The organism is Microcoleus vaginatus PCC 9802, assembly GCA_022701275.1.
Classification (GTDB): domain Bacteria; phylum Cyanobacteriota; class Cyanobacteriia; order Cyanobacteriales; family Microcoleaceae; genus Microcoleus; species Microcoleus vaginatus_A.
Map to the genome: position 1 here is coordinate 2124842 of CP031740.1, position 16486 is coordinate 2141327.

The window sequence follows — 16486 nt, forward strand, 5'->3', positions numbered from 1 at the left end:
TATTAGTTGATTGAATATTTTAGATTGAAGATTATTTGATTAAAAATTGAAAATTATTGATTTTAGTAGGTGAGTCGGCTGCGTATATTCCCTCTATCCTCTATAATTCGCGTGTTCAATTACTTTTTGCCTAAGTTTTGTTTGAGATTAGGGATTATTTGATTGGAAAATTGAGATTGTGAATTAAATTATTGATTGGTGGATTAATTTGGGGATAGCTTGTAAAAGTTGGGCTTCGCTGTAAGGTTTGGTGAAGTATTGATTTGCGCCTAATTCCATTGCCATTTGCCGATGTTTTTCCCCGCTACGGGATGTCAGCATGGCTACGGGAATCTTAGCAAAGCGCTCGGTCGATCTGATCGATCGCAACAATTCAAATCCATCCATCCGGGGCATTTCAATATCGACGATCGCCAAACTGCAAGCAAGACCATTTTGCAACTTTTCCAGGGCATCCACACCGTCTTTAGCCTGTACCACCCGGTAGCGAGCACGAGTCAGCGTCAGAGACAGCAACTGGCGAATTGTATAGGAATCATCCACTACCAAAATCTGCGGTGACTGACTCGAACTCGCCGGTATCTCCTGCACTTTACCGGAGACAGCGGCGATCGAACTATTTACCCCAGGTTGGCCCACCAAATCATCCACATCCAGAATATTCACCACGCGCCCGTCCCCCAAAATCGTAGTCCCCAAAACGCCGCGAGGCTTGGAGAGAGGCGGTGGCAAAGGTTTAACCACAATTTCCTGCTGACCGATCAGCCGTTCCACGGCCACCGCCAGCATTCCTTCGGTAGAAGCCAAAACCAGGACGGGAATTTCGTCTTGGGTCAAAGGGTCAGGAGACGGGGCATCCGGCCCGAGGACGGTGTATTCGAGCAAATCTTGCATCCTCACCAAACGAATAAATTCCTCCCGCCACCACAGCATCGGCTGATTGCCGGCGATGTGAACTTCCGAGGCTTTAATGTGCAGAATTTCCTCGACTGCATCCAGTGGCACTGCTATTTTATTGTGATCGGTCTTCACCATCAAAGCATCAGTAATCGACAGTAGCAGTGGCAGTTTAATGATAAAACTCGTACCTTTTCCGAGGCGAGAGTCTACCTTCACAGTCCCCCGCACAGTCCGCAAATTTGTTCGCACCACGTCAAGCCCGACTCCCCGCCCCGAAAGGTCGCTGACGCCTTCTGTAGTGCTGAAACCCGGCCAAAACAGAAAATCGTAGAGTTCGGTAATGGAAAATTCTTGAGCTTGCTCCTCCGTGGCGAAACCCTTTGTGACAACTTTACGGCGGATGATTTCCGGGTCAATGCCTTTGCCGTCATCGGCGACAGTAATAATAGTTTGGCCACCTTGGTGGCGGGCTTCTATTTCTATTTGACCGCTGGCCGGCTTGCCGCTTGCTTTCCGAACATCGGGCATTTCGATGCCGTGGTCGAAAGCGTTTCTCACTAAGTGTATTAAGGGGTCGCGCAAAGCGTCGAGCAAACTTTCGTCAATTTTGGTATCTCTTCCCACTAGCAGCAGGTTGACATCTTTATCGTATGTGAGACACATCTCCCGCAGGGCTCTGGGCAAGTGATCGACGGCGCGACTGAAACTCACGACTCGCAACTGCATGACGCGGCTGCGTAGTTGTTCGGTAATGCGGCGCAGTTGGTCGGTACTGCGCTCGAATTTCATGGCTAAGGTGTCTAATTTGGTGGCGGAGTGAGAAATTGCTTGGGCAGTTTCGATGACTTCTGCGGCTGTCGAGTGGAACTCTGTATAACGATCCATCTCTAAGATATCGAAGTGAGCATGGGCAGGAGAGGATTTGCCGTTAGCAATCATTGGGAATTCTGTTTCTGCTGCTGCAAGTTTTCCCAATCCAGAGTTCCCGTTTCCCCCCCTCCACTCTGCAAAGCTCAGTCTGTCGTATTCTTCTCGCAACTGACCGCCGAATTGGCTCAAATCTACGATATTGCGGCGGATGCGCTTGACTTCGCCACGCAGTTCGGATTCTTGAAGTTCTAAATTTGTACGGTTGATGACTAATTCCCCGACTAGATTCACCAATTCAGTTAAGCGTTCTAAGTCTACCCGGATTGTCGGCCTTTGTGGGTTGGGGACTGGGAGAGTCGAGGAGGGGGGGACTGTCGGGGAGGGGGAGGGGGAGATTTCCTGGACTGTCGGGGAGGGGGAGGGGGAGATGCCCGGGGGAGTCGGGGAGTCGGGGAGTCGGGGGGAGTCGGGGGGAGTCGGGGAGGGGGAGGTTTCGGGTTGGGCGATCGCCCTTCCTTCCAATATTTGTTGGCGTGCGGTTTGCAAGTTTTGGGCGATCGCCCAACCCTCGGATTGCAACCGTTGTAGAGTCAAGTCGGGAGAGTCGATCAAAGTGCTGAGGGCTGCGGCGATTTCCCCCAAATCCGGCAATAGCAGCATTCCAGCCAAACCGGAAAGTTGGTAGTAAACCTGGTTGAGGGCGGTGACGCTTTTTGCCAAATCTGCCTCGGAAGCTTGGGAAAGCTCGGTTTCTAGGCGATTGAAGAGTGCCGGCACTTGGTGTTCAAAAATCTGTTTCAGGGTATCCGGGGCGGCAGATTGGCTGACTGCGGGGACTGGGGACTGTTCTGACTTGCCGTACTTGGCCTGGAACTGATCGAAAATTTGGGCGATCGCCTCCAAGTTTTGCGTTTGATCCGGAGTTGTGACACCCGAGTGTTGAACTGATTCGATCGTAATCTTTTTGAGAGCATCCACCCCCTGCAGCAAAACACTCACCGTAGTCGGTTCCAGGGCTGACAAGTCTGTGCGATCGCGCAAAATGACAAAACAGTCCTCCAGCGTATGAGCTGCGACAGACACGTTTTGAAAGCCCAACATAGAACCCGCACCTTTAATCGAGTGAGCCGCCCGAAACATTTCTTTAACTGCTGCTTGTCGCTCTTTCAAACCCGCAGATTCCATCGCCAGTAGGTTCGTCTCCATCGACTGGAGAAACTCTTCGCATTCTGCGGTAAAAGCATCTATTAATTCGTTTAAATCGTCATCATTCATATTAGTTTGTTGTCTGTTGACTGTTAACTGTTGGCAGTTTTTTTATATATGTCCCGTTATTTAACTGTAATTGTTGTCAGGGTGGGTTCACGATTATCTATAAATTCGCATTCAGGATATTTGTCAACCCGCCCCGACAACAACGATAGTTATTAGTGATTCGTATAACAGTCAACAGAGAACAGTTAACTGTCAACTCTCAACAGTCAACTGTCAACTGTCAACTGAACTAACTGCGGAAATTCGCCACCGACTTTTGCAATTGGCCCAGAGAACCAGACAGCTCGTCCAAAGATGCTTTGACATCCGCACCTTTTTGTGCAGTCGTGTTAGCAATCTCGTTGACTTGCTGCATACTGTTAGCAATTCCCTCAGCCGAAACAGTTTGCTTGGCAGATGCGATAGTAATATTCTGCACCAAAGCATTCATTTCTCGACTAACTTCGATGATGGCATTGAGGTGAGTTTTAGCTTCGCTTGCCAGCTTAGTACCTTCCACTACCTCCAGCGTCCCGGATTCCATTGCCTTCATCACGCGGCTGATTTCTTCTTGAATTGTACCGACAATTTCCGAGATTTCCTCAGTAGCGCCGGCGGATCTTTCTGCTAATTTCCGCACTTCTTCGGCTACAACTGCAAAGCCTAAACCTTGTTCGCCGGCTCGCGCCGCCTCAATAGTAGCATTGAGAGCTAATAAATTAGTTTGCGAAGCAAGTTGAGAAATCGAAGTCACAATTTTGCCAATTTGCTGCGAAGATTCGCCCAAACGCTTCATCATTTTTGAGGTAGAGGCGATCGTCAACCGCAGCCCGTTAATGCCTTCGACAGCTCGATCGACCGCCATACCGCCGACTTCAGCCGTTTGAGAAGACTGCTGAGCCACTGTTTCAGCCCGCACCGAAACATCTCGCACGTCGCGGATCGAATTCACAATCCGCTCGATTTCGCGCATGATGGCAGATATTTTTGCTGCTTGAATTTCTGCCTGTTGGGTGAGTTGACTGGTATTGTTAATTGACTCGTCGGTGGCAGATGTTACCTGTTCGGCTAAATTTTGAATTCCCGTTACCACTTTCCGCAGAGAACCGATTAAGAAGTTGAAAGAGTCGGCGACAGCACCTAAAACGTCGTTAGTCACTTCCGCCCTGACTGTCAAGTCGCCTTGAGCCGCGCCTTTAATTTCTCCCAACAATTTAACGACTTGCTGAGTCAGAGAATCAGCTTCAGCTTTACGTTCGGCTGCCAGTTTTCCTAGTCGTTCTTCTGCTTCTTTGCGCTCCGTGATATCAAAGCGAATGGCGATATATTTGACTATTGTGCCGGTGGTATCAAAAATGGGAGAGATCGTCGAATCTACCCAGTAAAACGAGCCATCTTTGCGTCGGTTTTTGACTTCCCCTTTCCACACTAAACCGCGAGAAATTGTCACCCACATTTCTTCAAAAAATGATTTGGGATGGTAGCCGGAATTGACGAGGCGGTGGTTGCGGTGCAGGAGTTCTCCTATGTTGTAACCGGAGATTTCAAGGAATCTGTTGTTGACGTAGGAAATTATGCCTTGGACATCAGTTTCGCTGACGATCGCAGCTTCGTCTAGGGCATTTTGCCGCGTTTTGAGTTCTTGCAGCAAGCGTTCCTGTGTCTCTGCCAACTGCTGCATTCGCTGCTGGGAGGCTCTTTGTTCGGTGACGTTGCGACAAACGACTACGCCGCCTTTAAGCGCCCCCGTTTCGTCTTTGAGCGGCCGGCCGTTAACTTTCACCCACAGACCCTCAGGCTTGCCTGCGTGGCGGGTGAAAAGGTCTACGTCGTCAAAGGATTCTCCTCGAACCGTGCGCGCTAAAGGTATTTCGGCTGGGGGATAGGGAGTTACCGTATCGGGCAAGAATAAACCGTATTTTGCCGACCATTCGTTGGGAAGAGTCTCTGTCGAACCCATGCCAAAGATATCTTCGGCGGCGGGGTTGAACAAAAGAAAATTGTTATTTTCGTCGGCAGCAATTATGCCGTCGCCAATGCTGTTTATTAGCAGTTCCAGGAGATTGCTTTGCTGCCGAAATTGGTCTTCGGAACGGGCTAATTGGGCTGTTGTTTCTTGTAATTGATTAAGTGCCTGTTTGTTTTCAGTAACGTCCCGAGCGACTGCATACATGAGCTTTTGTTCGGTTACAGGTCGCACTTTCCACGACAGCCACCTGTAGGAACCGTCTTTGCAGCGGTAGCGATTTTCATAAGACTTTAATTCGGAGCCGCCGGCTACTTTTTCCGCTTGTTCTAGGGTTGATTCGCGATCGTCTGGATGGACTAAATCGATATAATAGTTGTCTTCGAGTTCAAGCGGCGCGTAGCCGAGAGTTTTTTCCCAAGCGGGATTGATGCGCTTGAATTTGCCTTCAAAATCTATAATACAAACCAAGTCTAGGGAAAGAGTAAAAAATCGATCGCGCTCTAATTCTGCTTTTTTGCGATCGGTAATTTCGATCCCCACAACCCCGATACCGATTGGTTTGCCGTCAGATCCGGGCAAAGGAAAGTATGACGCCAGCCAATCTCGGAGGACGCCCGGTTCGTTGAAGAATGATCCCGACACCTCAACGTTTAACAAGGGTTGGTTGGTGGCGAGAATCTGCTGCAACATCGGCACTTGGGTATCGACCATTTCGGGTATAACTTCCCTCACCGTCTTACCGAAGTGTTCGGCAACTGAGACGCCGGTGGTTGCCGCTAATTTCTCGTTGACTTGCACGAAGCGCAACTGCTCGTCAAAAATACACATTGAGGTGGGGGCGGCTGCGAAAAATGCGTCAAAGCGACTTTGACGCAAAACTAATTCTCGTTCTAGGGCTTTGCGATCGCTGATGTCGCGACCTTCTGGAATTAGCAGCACGACTTTGCCGCTCTCGTCTTTGATGGGTTTGATGGAGAAGTCAACGGTTACTACTGCACCGCCTGCAACTAGCACGTCCACTTCGTAGCGGACTACCTCGCCGGCGGCTGCAGAGACGATCGCTTCTCGTATCTGTTGCTTGGTTTCTGGGGAAATCTGCCACCACAGGGTTTCGGAAAACTGAGCGCCTATTATTTCTTCGCTCAGCAGGCCTGCGGCGGCCAGGGCTGTTTGGTTGGCTTCCAAAACGGTGCCGTCCGGTTTGAGCAGACCTATGAATTGGAACGATTGGTCGAAAATGGCTCGGAATAGTCTTTCGCGATCGCGCAGCATCTCTTCTGCGCGTTTGCGATCGCTGATGTCGCGAGTAACTGTTGCGAACCCGATAGGCTCGCCGGTTTCTGGGTGTTTGACTGTAAATAGGGTGAAGTCAACCGGAAAGTCTTCGCCGGTTTGAAAGTTCCTCAAGCGGAATTCACCCTGCCAAAAACCGTCACGCACAGTAGCCGGCACGATTTCTTCTTTGAAAATCTTAGCATCTTCTACTGAGAAGAAGTCATACATACTTTTGCTTCTGACTTCTTCAATATTGTGTAATCCTACTTGTTTAATTCCAGCGGCATTCAGGTATGTTCCCTGTCCCTCCAGGGTTGCCGTGCCGATAAAATCCGAGCTGCTTTCTACGATCGCAATCAATCTTTGCTTTTCGATTTCGGCTTGCTTGCGCTCCGTGATATCGTTGTTAGTTTCTAAAATTGCTTTGGGTTTTCCCTGTTCGTCTCGCTGCAAATTCCAGCGGCTGAATACGGTGATTTTAGTGTCATAATTGGTGGTGTGAGTTATTTCTCCTTCCCAATAATCCTGCTCTTCTAACTGTGCCCATATAGCTGCTAAAGGCTGGGAAAAAGTGCTGTGTAATAGAATATGGGTGAGTTTCCCCAAGGCTTCTTTTTTTGTCCAGCCGTACATCCGTTCGGCTCCCTGATTCCAATAATTAATCGTGCCGTCCATATCGCGAACGATCAAGGCGTCGCTTGCCAGGTCAAGCATTTGCAAGTTCTGCTGCAAGGCTTCTTCTATGCGCTTGCTTTCTGTAATGTTGCGGGCGATAGTTGACAGAAATTCAATTTCTCCATTCTCGGATTTGTGAGCAATAATTACTTGAGAAACTGGTATTTCTTTGCCGTCTAAAGTTCGCCACATTGCCTCGCCACTCCACGCCCCCTCCCGGCAAGCTGCGGGGATGCCGACGTTGATAAGAGTGTCGATACTTTTGGGCGATGTCAGGTCGGAAATGCTGAATCCGGCTAAATCTGCGTTTTCGCCAACTCTCAACATTTCTCGGGCTGCGCGGTTGAGATAAATGGTGCGCTGTTGGGAGTCGGCGATGCCTACCCAGTCTGTTGTGGTTTCTAAAATTGCTTTGAACCGCAATAGTTCTTCTTCAGATTTGCGGCGCTGTGTGATGTCGCGCGCCAACCCGAGCATTCCTAAAATGTTGCCTTCTGCATCTTTGAGAGGCAATTTCAGGGTGTCAAAGCTGTGTACTTTGCCGTCGGCTAAGGTGGCTAAGTCGTTGGAGTTCGAGGCTAGATGGTTGTCTGCCCGGAAGTTTTGGATTTGGTTCTGGGAATCGGTTTGGGCCTGGAAGCTGCCAAAGATTCGATCGACCGATATGCCGATTTCTGCGTCGTCTTTGCCGATAATTTCTGCTTGAGTTTTGCCGAAGGCGGTGGCGAAACCTGCATTGACTAGGGTATAGCGCGAATTTCGATCTTTGACGAAGATGCAGTCTGGGGTAGCGTCAATCACTGTCCGCAGCAAGTTTTGGGAGCTTTCTACTTCTGCGAGTGTCTGGCGCAGTTGTTCTTCCATTTGCACGCGCTTGGTGATATCTCTCATCGAGGAAACGAGAAATTTCCTGCCGTCGGTATCTACAAAAGTAGATTTTTTGGCGGAGAGAAAGCGGGTGTTTCCTGCTGGATCTTGGATAGTTTTTTGGATTTCGATGCTGGTATTTGTCAAGAAAACTAATTCGTCTTTTTCTCGATATTTCTCTGCTTCCTCTTTGGGCAAAAACTGGTCGTAGCAGTTGCCAATTAGTTCTTCTCTGCTGTGACCTATGTATTGACAAAACGCATCATTTAATTTTATCCAGCGGTGCTGTTGATCTTTGACGTAAAGCGGGTCGGGGATGCTGTTGAGGATGTTGTTTAAGAATTGTTCTGAGGCTTTTAATTGCTCTTGGGCTGCGGTGCGATCGAGAATTTCCTGTTCCAATTGTGTGTTAGTTTGCAGGAGCTGCTCGGTTCTTTCATTCACTCGCTGCTCTAGTTCTGCGCTTAGCTGCTGCAAGGCGGATTCGGCCTGTTTGCGCTTGGTAATCTCCCGGCCTTCGGCGAGGATTTGAAATACTTCTCCTGTTGCATTTAACAGCGGCTTAAACGACAAGTCAATTACTGTTACCTGGTTGTTAGCTCCGGTGATTTCGTATTCTTCCCGGACAAAATTTCCGGCAGAAACTTGTTGAATGTTCGTTTTTAGGCGCTGCTGGTTGGTTGGGGATGATGCCCACCCTGGTGTCAGCCAAAATTTCAGCCCCTGCACTTCGGATGCTGGGAAATCCCCCCATTTTAGGGCTGTCTGATTGGCTTCGATCAGAGTACCGTCTGCCTCCAATAATGCGATCGCTTGAAAAGCTTGGTCGAAGATTGCGTGAAATCGCTGGGTAGTTTCGCTCAGCGCTTGTTCTGTTTCTTTTTTAGCGTTAAGGATGCGGGTGGAACCTACTAAGAAGCCGTAGCGGTTGGACAAACTCAAAAAAGCGATCGCCGCAATTACAGTGATCCAATCGAACACAGTTTGCACCACCGGAGAGTGCGGCAGTCCTAGGTATTCGGCAGCGTGGCCGCTGTGGCCGAAAGCGCAAGTCCAAAATATGCCTGCTGTGACTATGGCGAAGATGTCGAACCCGAATTGACGGTTTCGCCACAGAGCTAAGCTGATTAGCCAGGCGATGGCAAAGTAACAACCAGAAATGATGACATTAGCAGCCCCAGCTACCAGCGATGGCGACAAGTCAGGCAATGTCAGGGTGAAAGTTGTTGCGAGCCAGGTATAGAGAAGTTTGAGCATAAAATTAAGCATGGGCAAATCGGATGCGGGCGATCGTTAGTTAAATTTATAGATGCAAAGCCGTTGCAGACTTATGTGTAGGGTGGATTTTTACCAGCGTTCGGAATTGGCGATCGCTTCTACATCGACAATCATTAGCAAGCGTCCTTCGGAATTGTACAGACCTTTTAAGAATGGAGCTAGGTCGGGACTCACATCTAGTGCTGAGACAATGCGATCGGGATGGAGAGGTAAAACTCCTTCGACGTGGGAGACGGCTAATCCCAGGCGGATTCTCGACAACAATCTCACGTCTCGTGGATCGGGCGCTTCTACAACTAAGATGCGGCTGTTTGGGTGGTAGATGTCAACCGACTCAATACCCACGAACAGTCCGAAGTCTGCTGCTGCTAAGATTTCGCCCCGCAAGTTGGTTAATCCCAGCAAAAATGGCAGGGTGTTGGGAACCAGGGAAATCGGTTGTTCCTTGAGCGAAAGGACTTCCCGCACTGCCTCTAATTCTATGCCGAACAGACTGTCTCCTTGACCGAACAGGAGAAATTGCTTTGTTATACTGGTCTGATTCCCCCCAGCTAGGGGAGCCGTTATTTTCATGGCTTATTTTTAGTTTATACTGTAGCTTACAAATTAGAAGTTTGCTTTGACTCTAAAGTCGATCGCCGATCTAGTTTTTTTGCATCAGTTTTGGTGCGTCAAATGTTTCTGTTAAATAAATCGCCGGTTGGCCACTAAGCAGGTTGCTATCATTAAATATAAAACTTTTCTGGGTTTCAAAAACCCAGTTTTTTTTAAAAAAGGGAGTTTGTCGGTATAATATTTTTTAGAAACCTGCCGATAACTTTATATTCGGATTACGGGGAAAGCAGACGCTGCACTATGTGGACGAGTTGCTGAGGTTCAAAGGGTTTGCTAACGTAAGCGTCGGCGCCTAAATCAGTTCCCCAAGCTTTATCGATCTCGGTGTTTTTATGAGTACAAAATACTATGGGCAATTTAGCAGTTGCGCGATCGCCCCGCAATTCTCTGATCACTTCAAACCCGTTCATTCGTGGCATCACTACATCTAAAACGACGAGAGCCGGATGGGTTTTGCGGATCATGGCGATCGCTTCTTCGCCGTCGCCTGCCCGGATCACATCCAGTCCCGGCATCTTGAAGAATGCGGCAGATGATTTCTAGTTCGCTCTTAACATCGTCCACTACTAAAATTTTTGACATGATTCCACACTTCCTGGCTGTTATTGACAGCGGACTACGTTTATTCAGAAGCTGGCGCGACCGGCGGCGATGAGACTAGACCGCTTTGCGGACAAATTAATGTACTTCTAAATACAATATAGCCGATCGTATGGCTGAAGGTTAGCTGTCCCTGATAAAAACCGATAAAAATTTACTTTGCTAACGGAATCCCTCTGAATAAATTAATCGGCAATTAGTAATTTATCAGTGGTAATTCGCCGTTTGGAAACCAACAGGTCTTAGTAGAAGCATTGATCGCAAGACCAAAGCCGGATTTTGTATGATATTGTTTTAGCTTTATTCCCCCTCACCTAGTTTAGAGCATTGCCTAAACAATGCAGGCTATTTTTTTAATTAGCGCCCTTAACAGCAATTTCAAAGTAGCTATAGCGGTCTTATTAGTGGTATTGAGGGAATTTTTTTTAGTTAAAAACAGCACAATATCGCTTACTAACCGCTATTATTTTATTAATGAGACAGGTCAAAATTGAGGATTGTAACACAGACATTTAAATAATTTTATTGTCTATAATTTATAATTGGGGGGCAAATTCAATGGATCGCGTGGCAGTCCCATATTACCCAGTAGAGGAGTGTTGGGTTCACCCAAACTACTACCAGCAGCCGATCGCCATCCTTGAGCTTGGTTGTGAACCCAGCAGCAAACACTGCTGGAAGATGCGATCAATAGATTTTAGATTTTAGAATTGAAGAAAGCGCTCCCACTGATAAATCCGGGGGCTGGTGATGAGCATTCAGAGCTTTTTCCTCGCTTCACGGATGAATCCGGGGGCCCCGGACGACATTGCTTGATTGTCAAATTAGTCGGTGAGGGAGAGACGGCGATCGGCTATAATAAAGGGCTAGAGGAAAAGAACACTGAAAACCCGAACATATGGTTGCCATCCAAAGAAATCTCAACATTGCCGCGCTAGAAGCAGAATACAGTCAAAAAACACCGCGAGACATTCTCAAATTTGCCCTAGAAAATTTTGACAATATCTCCATTTCTTTCAGCGGGGCTGAAGATGTAGTTCTGATCGATATTGCCTCAAAAATTACCAAAAACTTCCGCGTTTTCACCCTAGACACCGGACGCTTGCACTCAGAAACTTATCAGTTTTTGGATCAAGTCAGAAAACATTACGGCATTAAATTAGAAGTAATGTTTCCCGATGCCGCAGAAGTACAAGCCCTAGTAGATGAAAAGGGATTGTTTAGTTTTTATCAAGACGGTCACAAAGAATGCTGCGGCGTGCGGAAAGTCAAGCCGCTGCGCCGCAAACTGAATACTCTCGATGCTTGGATTACCGGTCAACGCAAAGACCAAAGTCCCAGTACCCGCAACCATATTCCGGTTATTGAAGTTGACACTGCATTCTCCACTCCCGACCATGAATTAATTAAATTCAACCCCTTAGCAAACTGGTCTTCGGCAGAGGTTTGGGAATACATTCGCGCTTTGGATGTGCCTTACAACAAGTTGCACGAACGCGGTTTTGTAAGTATTGGTTGCGAACCTTGTACGAGGCCGGTATTGCCGAACCAACACGAACGCGAAGGCCGCTGGTGGTGGGAAGAAGCGACCGTAAAAGAGTGCGGTTTGCACGCTGGTAACGCGCAAACATAGTAAATCACTTAAGGAGTAAGGTGCGCTAGGCGCACCAAACAAATAGTAGGGTGCGCCTAGCGCACCTTACCCAAGAATAAAAGCACTTCACATAAATCGTAGCCGAAGAATTCGCAATTAAAATAAACACAAATTAAGATGAGCTTGCCCTAGAACTTTGAGAGAATGCTCGACATTCAGAATAAATGCTAGCGGAAGAATTCGCAATTAAAATAAACACAAATTAAGCTGAGCTTGCCCTAAAACTTTGATAGAATGATCAACATTCAGAAAAGTTTTTAAAGTAGGTACTATATGCTCGCCTCTACTAGGGAATTGCTGAACACGGCCTTGAGAAGTGGTTATGCGATCGGCGCTTTTAACGTTTACAACCTCGAAGGAGTAACAGCCGTCATCAATGCCGCAGAAGCCCTGCACAGTCCTGCTATACTGCAACTTCACCCCAGCGCCCTCCTATACGGAAAATCGCCTTTAGTCGGGCTGTGCATCAAAGCGGCCCGCAAATCTTTAGTGCCGATCGCAGTACACTTAGATCACGGCACCTCAGAAAAAGACATTCACATCGGTCTAGCCGCCGGCATTAAATCAATTATGGCAGACGGTTCTCCTTTGCCATACGAACAAAACTTAATATTTAGCCGGGAAATGACTAAATTAGCCCACGCTAACGGTGCGGCAGTTGAAGCAGAAATCGGCAGAATTAGTGGCAGGGAAAACGGTTTGACAATCGATGAGAAAGCTGCAAAAATGACCGATCCAGTGGCAGCAGTAGAGTTTATCAAAGAAACTAAGGTGGATTTTTTAGCCGTAACAATTGGTAACGTTCACGGCAAATATCTCAGTGAACCAAAACTAGATTTTCCTCGTTTGGAAAAAATCCGTGCTGCTGTTTCAGTGCCGTTAGTAATGCACGGTGCTAGCGGTTTGCCGGAATCAATGATTCATCAATGTATTGAATTCGGAGTATCGAAATTTAATGTGAATACAGAAGTTCGCGAAGCTTATATGGACGTGTTAAAAAGTAGCATTTCTGAGGCACATCCCGATTTGTTGGAAATAATGGAAAAAGCTATCGATGCCATGCGATGGGTCATTTCTGACAAACTGCAACTTTTCGGTTCTGTCGGTAAAGCTTATTTGCATCACTCTGTCGATACGCATAACTTGACCGCAAAGAGTACCAGCAACAAACAAACAAGCCGCAACCAATCAAATTTTGATCAAATGTTAAAGCCTGTGTATAGTGAGGCCTTCAGTCTTATGTTGAAGTAAAAAAAAACTAAAGTCCTGACTGCGAACCAGTTTTTAGTCAGGACTTCAGTCCTCTCTAACCATTTAAAAATCGATCGGGATTGATGCCAGATTCCCGCAGCCGCCGAATTAAAGACTGCAATTGAGCTTCCGCTGACTCGACCCGCTGCCGTTGCTGTTCCGCTTCAGTCAGAATCCAATTGCCATCAACATCATACCAGCGCAGCCACAGTCGATCGATTTCCTGAAACTCTGCCACAAACCCAAGCCCAAACTTAGGCCAGCAATCCACACTCGCGACTAGGGCAATTCTAATTTTTGATAGTGTCCGCCCTTCAATTCCAACACTCGCAATTTGTTAGTATAGCGACTGAAAACGGCATAAACACGAACCCGCAAACATTTGCTCGTAAACATCCCATTTTCTCGGCGGTTCCTCCTTCGTCTCCGGCTCCAAAACTTGCCCGTTACCCGAAGCGTTTCCCGACTGAAGTAGCAACTTTTTTTTCATCGGTATTTTCGCCTAAATCTTCTTTTTCTGTTCCCGGCGAAAGCAGTTCTACAATTACCAAAGGATTCACCCCTTCCGGTCAAGTAACGTAACTCATCCGCAGTTCTGAGCGATCCTAAAGTCGGGGAACTCCCACAACTCGAAACCAATCGGGCCGCTGGTGCCACAGAGTATCATGCACATCCTAATAAAGGTTCATGTCAGTGCCGCTAAATATCTCAGAAGCTCGATAATTCCGAGGTCGAAACGTCAGGCTCAACAACTGCGGCTGCAAATCGTGAAATTCCTCCCGCAAACCAGGTTCCTCCGGGTCTTCGCTGGGTAAATCGTACATCGTCGGCAGCGTTTCTCTGGGCGATCGCGGCGGCTCTGTTTGCGACACAGGATATTTAAAAGGCAACATATAATATTGAGGAATGATTGCATTTATGCTAACATCATTTTAATACTTGCAGGACGAGCGCCAACACCCTGTAAAACGTTTATGGCAAACTTTTCTTCCTCTCTTTTGTGAAGTCAATCTCACCTCTTAAATCTCAAATCGACTGATCCGAAATTCTGCACTATGATCGACATTCCTCAACTGATTGCTCAAGAACTTTCCATTAATCTGTCTCAAGTCAATAATGCTCTGGAACTTTTCGCCGAGGGAGCAACTATTCCGTTTATTGCCCGCTACCGCAAAGAACGCACGGATTTGTTGAATGAAATTCAATTGCGAGATATCTCCGATCGCTTCACGTATCTGACGGAAATTGAAGACCGCAAAAAGTCGATTTTAGAGACGATTAGCTCTCAGGGGAAACTCACTGAAGAACTGCAAGCGAAAATCGAATCGTGTTTGCAAAAAAACGAACTAGAAGACCTTTATCTGCCTTACAAACCAAAGCGGCGGACGCGAGCGACAATTGCTAGGGAAAAAGGTTTGGAACCGCTGGCAATTTTTATCAAATCTCTGAACTTACCGACGGCTAAACCAGCAGATTTGGAGGCGGAAGCAGCTAAATACATTTCGGAAGAAAAGGGCGTTAAAACAGCAGAAGAAGCTCTTAAAGGTGCTGCGGATATTTTGGCGGAAGCGGTTTCGGAAAAAGCAGAATTGCGGGCTTATTTGCGAGAGTTTTTGATGAAAACAGGAGTTTTTGTCTCGAAAATTAAAGATGATTTCCCGGAAGGAAGCACTAAATTTGAAATGTACCGCAATTATCAAGTTGCAGCGAGAAGCGTTCAATCGCACAATATGTTAGCGCTGTTTCGGGGGGAAACGGAAGGAGTCTTAGATTTGGAACTGGCGTTTGATGAATCCGCAGTGATGGCTTATTTGGAAGCTCAGGAAATTAGAACTAGGATACCGGAAGTTAAAGAGTTTTATCGATCGACTTTGAAGGATGCCTTCAACCGACTGATGAAGACTTCCTTAATTACAGAAGTACGATCGCACAACAAAGCCGTCGCTGATATCGAGTCGATCGCCACTTTTGAAACCAACCTCCGCGAGTTGCTGCTGTCGGCGCCGGCGGGCATGAAACCCACATTGGCGATCGATCCGGGATTTCGCACGGGCTGCAAAGTTTCCGCCCTCGATGAAACCGGGCAATTTTTAGAATATCAAGCAATTTTTCCCCACCAAGCGGCCGCTCAGCGCCAGCAAGCTGGTAAAATTGTCAAGCATTTAATTGAAAAATATAAAATTGAATTAATCGCGATCGGCAACGGTACAGCTTCGCGGGAAACAGACGAATTTGTTTCGGAAGTATTGGCAGAAATGGACAGGAAACCGATTAAAGTCATGGTGAATGAATCCGGTGCATCGATTTATTCAGCAAGCGAAGTGGCGATCGCCGAATTTCCAGACCTCGACATCACCGTTCGTGGCGCAGTCAGCATCGGACGGCGCTTGCAAGACCCCCTCGCCGAACTCGTGAAAATCGACCCGAAATCAATAGGAGTCGGTCAATACCAGCACGATGTTGACCAAAAACTGCTCAAAAAGAAACTCGATGAAACAGTCGAAAGCTGCGTGAATTATGTCGGAGTAGACTTAAACACAGCCTCCAAAGAACTGCTGACCTTTGTGTCAGGAATGACGGCAACAGTGGCCAAAAATATCGTCAATTACCGCAACGAAAACGGCGCATTTAAAAATCGTCGCCAGCTCCTGAAAGTTCCCAAACTAGGACCAAAAGCTTTTGAACAAGCAGCCGGATTTCTCCGCATTCGCGGCGGCGAAAACCCCCTGGACAATACCGCAGTTCATCCCGAAAGTTATCCTGTAGTGCAGGCGATCGCCAAGGATTTAGACTTGCCGCTGACAGGAATAACACAAATATCGGAAAAAATCAAGGCTGTAAACATCAAGAAATATGTCACAGAAAAAGTGGGAGAACCAACACTCAGAGACATTATTTCCGAACTAGAAAAACCGGGAAGAGACCCGCGCGCCGAGTTTAAGTATGCCACTTTCCAAGCAGGAATCAAAGAAATCTCCGACTTGCAAGTTGGCATGGAATTAGAAGGCATAATCACGAATGTAGCTAACTTTGGAGCCTTTGTTGATGTGGGAGTGCACCAAGATGGTTTGGTTCACGTTTCTCAATTAGCCGATCGATTCGTAGATGACCCCAAACAGATTGTTAAAGTCGGACAAGTTGTGAAAGTGCGGGTTTTGGAGGTGAATGAGAAGTTAAAGCGGGTTAGTTTGACGATGAAGCTGCAAGAAAAACAGCAACCGCAAAATGGCAATAGCGCGAGGCTTCCGGCCCCGCGCCGTCGTTAAAACTAGGGCTGA

6 protein-coding genes and 2 pseudogenes are annotated in these 16486 nt (G+C 47.3%); 3 read left to right on the forward strand and 5 right to left on the reverse strand.

What is annotated here, in order from left to right; all coding sequences use genetic code 11:
• Nucleotides 1-183: 183 nt before the first annotated feature.
• From D0A34_08720 to D0A34_08735, 4 genes and pseudogenes are all read right to left on the reverse strand, one after another.
• Nucleotides 184-3045, reverse strand: coding sequence for a hybrid sensor histidine kinase/response regulator (locus D0A34_08720; protein UNU18946.1), 2862 nt, complete (start codon nt 3043-3045; stop codon nt 184-186).
• 229 nt (nt 3046-3274) lie between these two features.
• Entirely contained in the window at nt 3275-9067 is a 5793-nt protein-coding gene (locus D0A34_08725; GenBank protein ID UNU22225.1) for a PAS domain S-box protein, read from the reverse strand.
• A gap of 90 nt (nt 9068-9157) precedes the next feature.
• A complete protein-coding gene (locus D0A34_08730; GenBank protein ID UNU18947.1) occupies nt 9158-9661 on the reverse strand; it encodes a chemotaxis protein CheW in 504 nt (167 codons plus the stop codon).
• A gap of 257 nt (nt 9662-9918) precedes the next feature.
• Nucleotides 9919-10285 (reverse strand): annotated as a pseudogene (locus D0A34_08735) (response regulator).
• A 916-nt stretch (nt 10286-11201) separates the two neighbouring features.
• Between D0A34_08735 and D0A34_08740 the strand changes: the two are divergent.
• Both D0A34_08740 and D0A34_08745 read left to right on the forward strand, forming a co-directional pair.
• Complete coding sequence (locus D0A34_08740) at nt 11202-11936, forward strand: phosphoadenylyl-sulfate reductase (GenBank protein ID UNU18948.1); 735 nt, start codon at nt 11202-11204, stop codon at nt 11934-11936.
• A gap of 294 nt (nt 11937-12230) precedes the next feature.
• On the forward strand, nt 12231-13208 hold the full coding sequence (locus D0A34_08745) for a class II fructose-bisphosphate aldolase (GenBank protein UNU18949.1): 978 nt from the start codon (nt 12231-12233) through the stop codon (nt 13206-13208).
• Nucleotides 13209-13263: 55 nt separating this feature from the next.
• Here the strand turns inward: D0A34_08745 and D0A34_08750 are convergent.
• Nucleotides 13264-14101, reverse strand: a pseudogene (locus D0A34_08750) (Uma2 family endonuclease).
• 162 nt (nt 14102-14263) lie between these two features.
• On the opposite strand from D0A34_08750, the gene D0A34_08755 reads away from it, so the two are divergent.
• Nucleotides 14264-16474, forward strand: a complete 2211-nt coding sequence (locus tag D0A34_08755) for an RNA-binding transcriptional accessory protein (protein ID UNU18950.1) — start codon at nt 14264-14266, stop codon at nt 16472-16474.
• Nucleotides 16475-16486 lie beyond the last annotated feature (12 nt).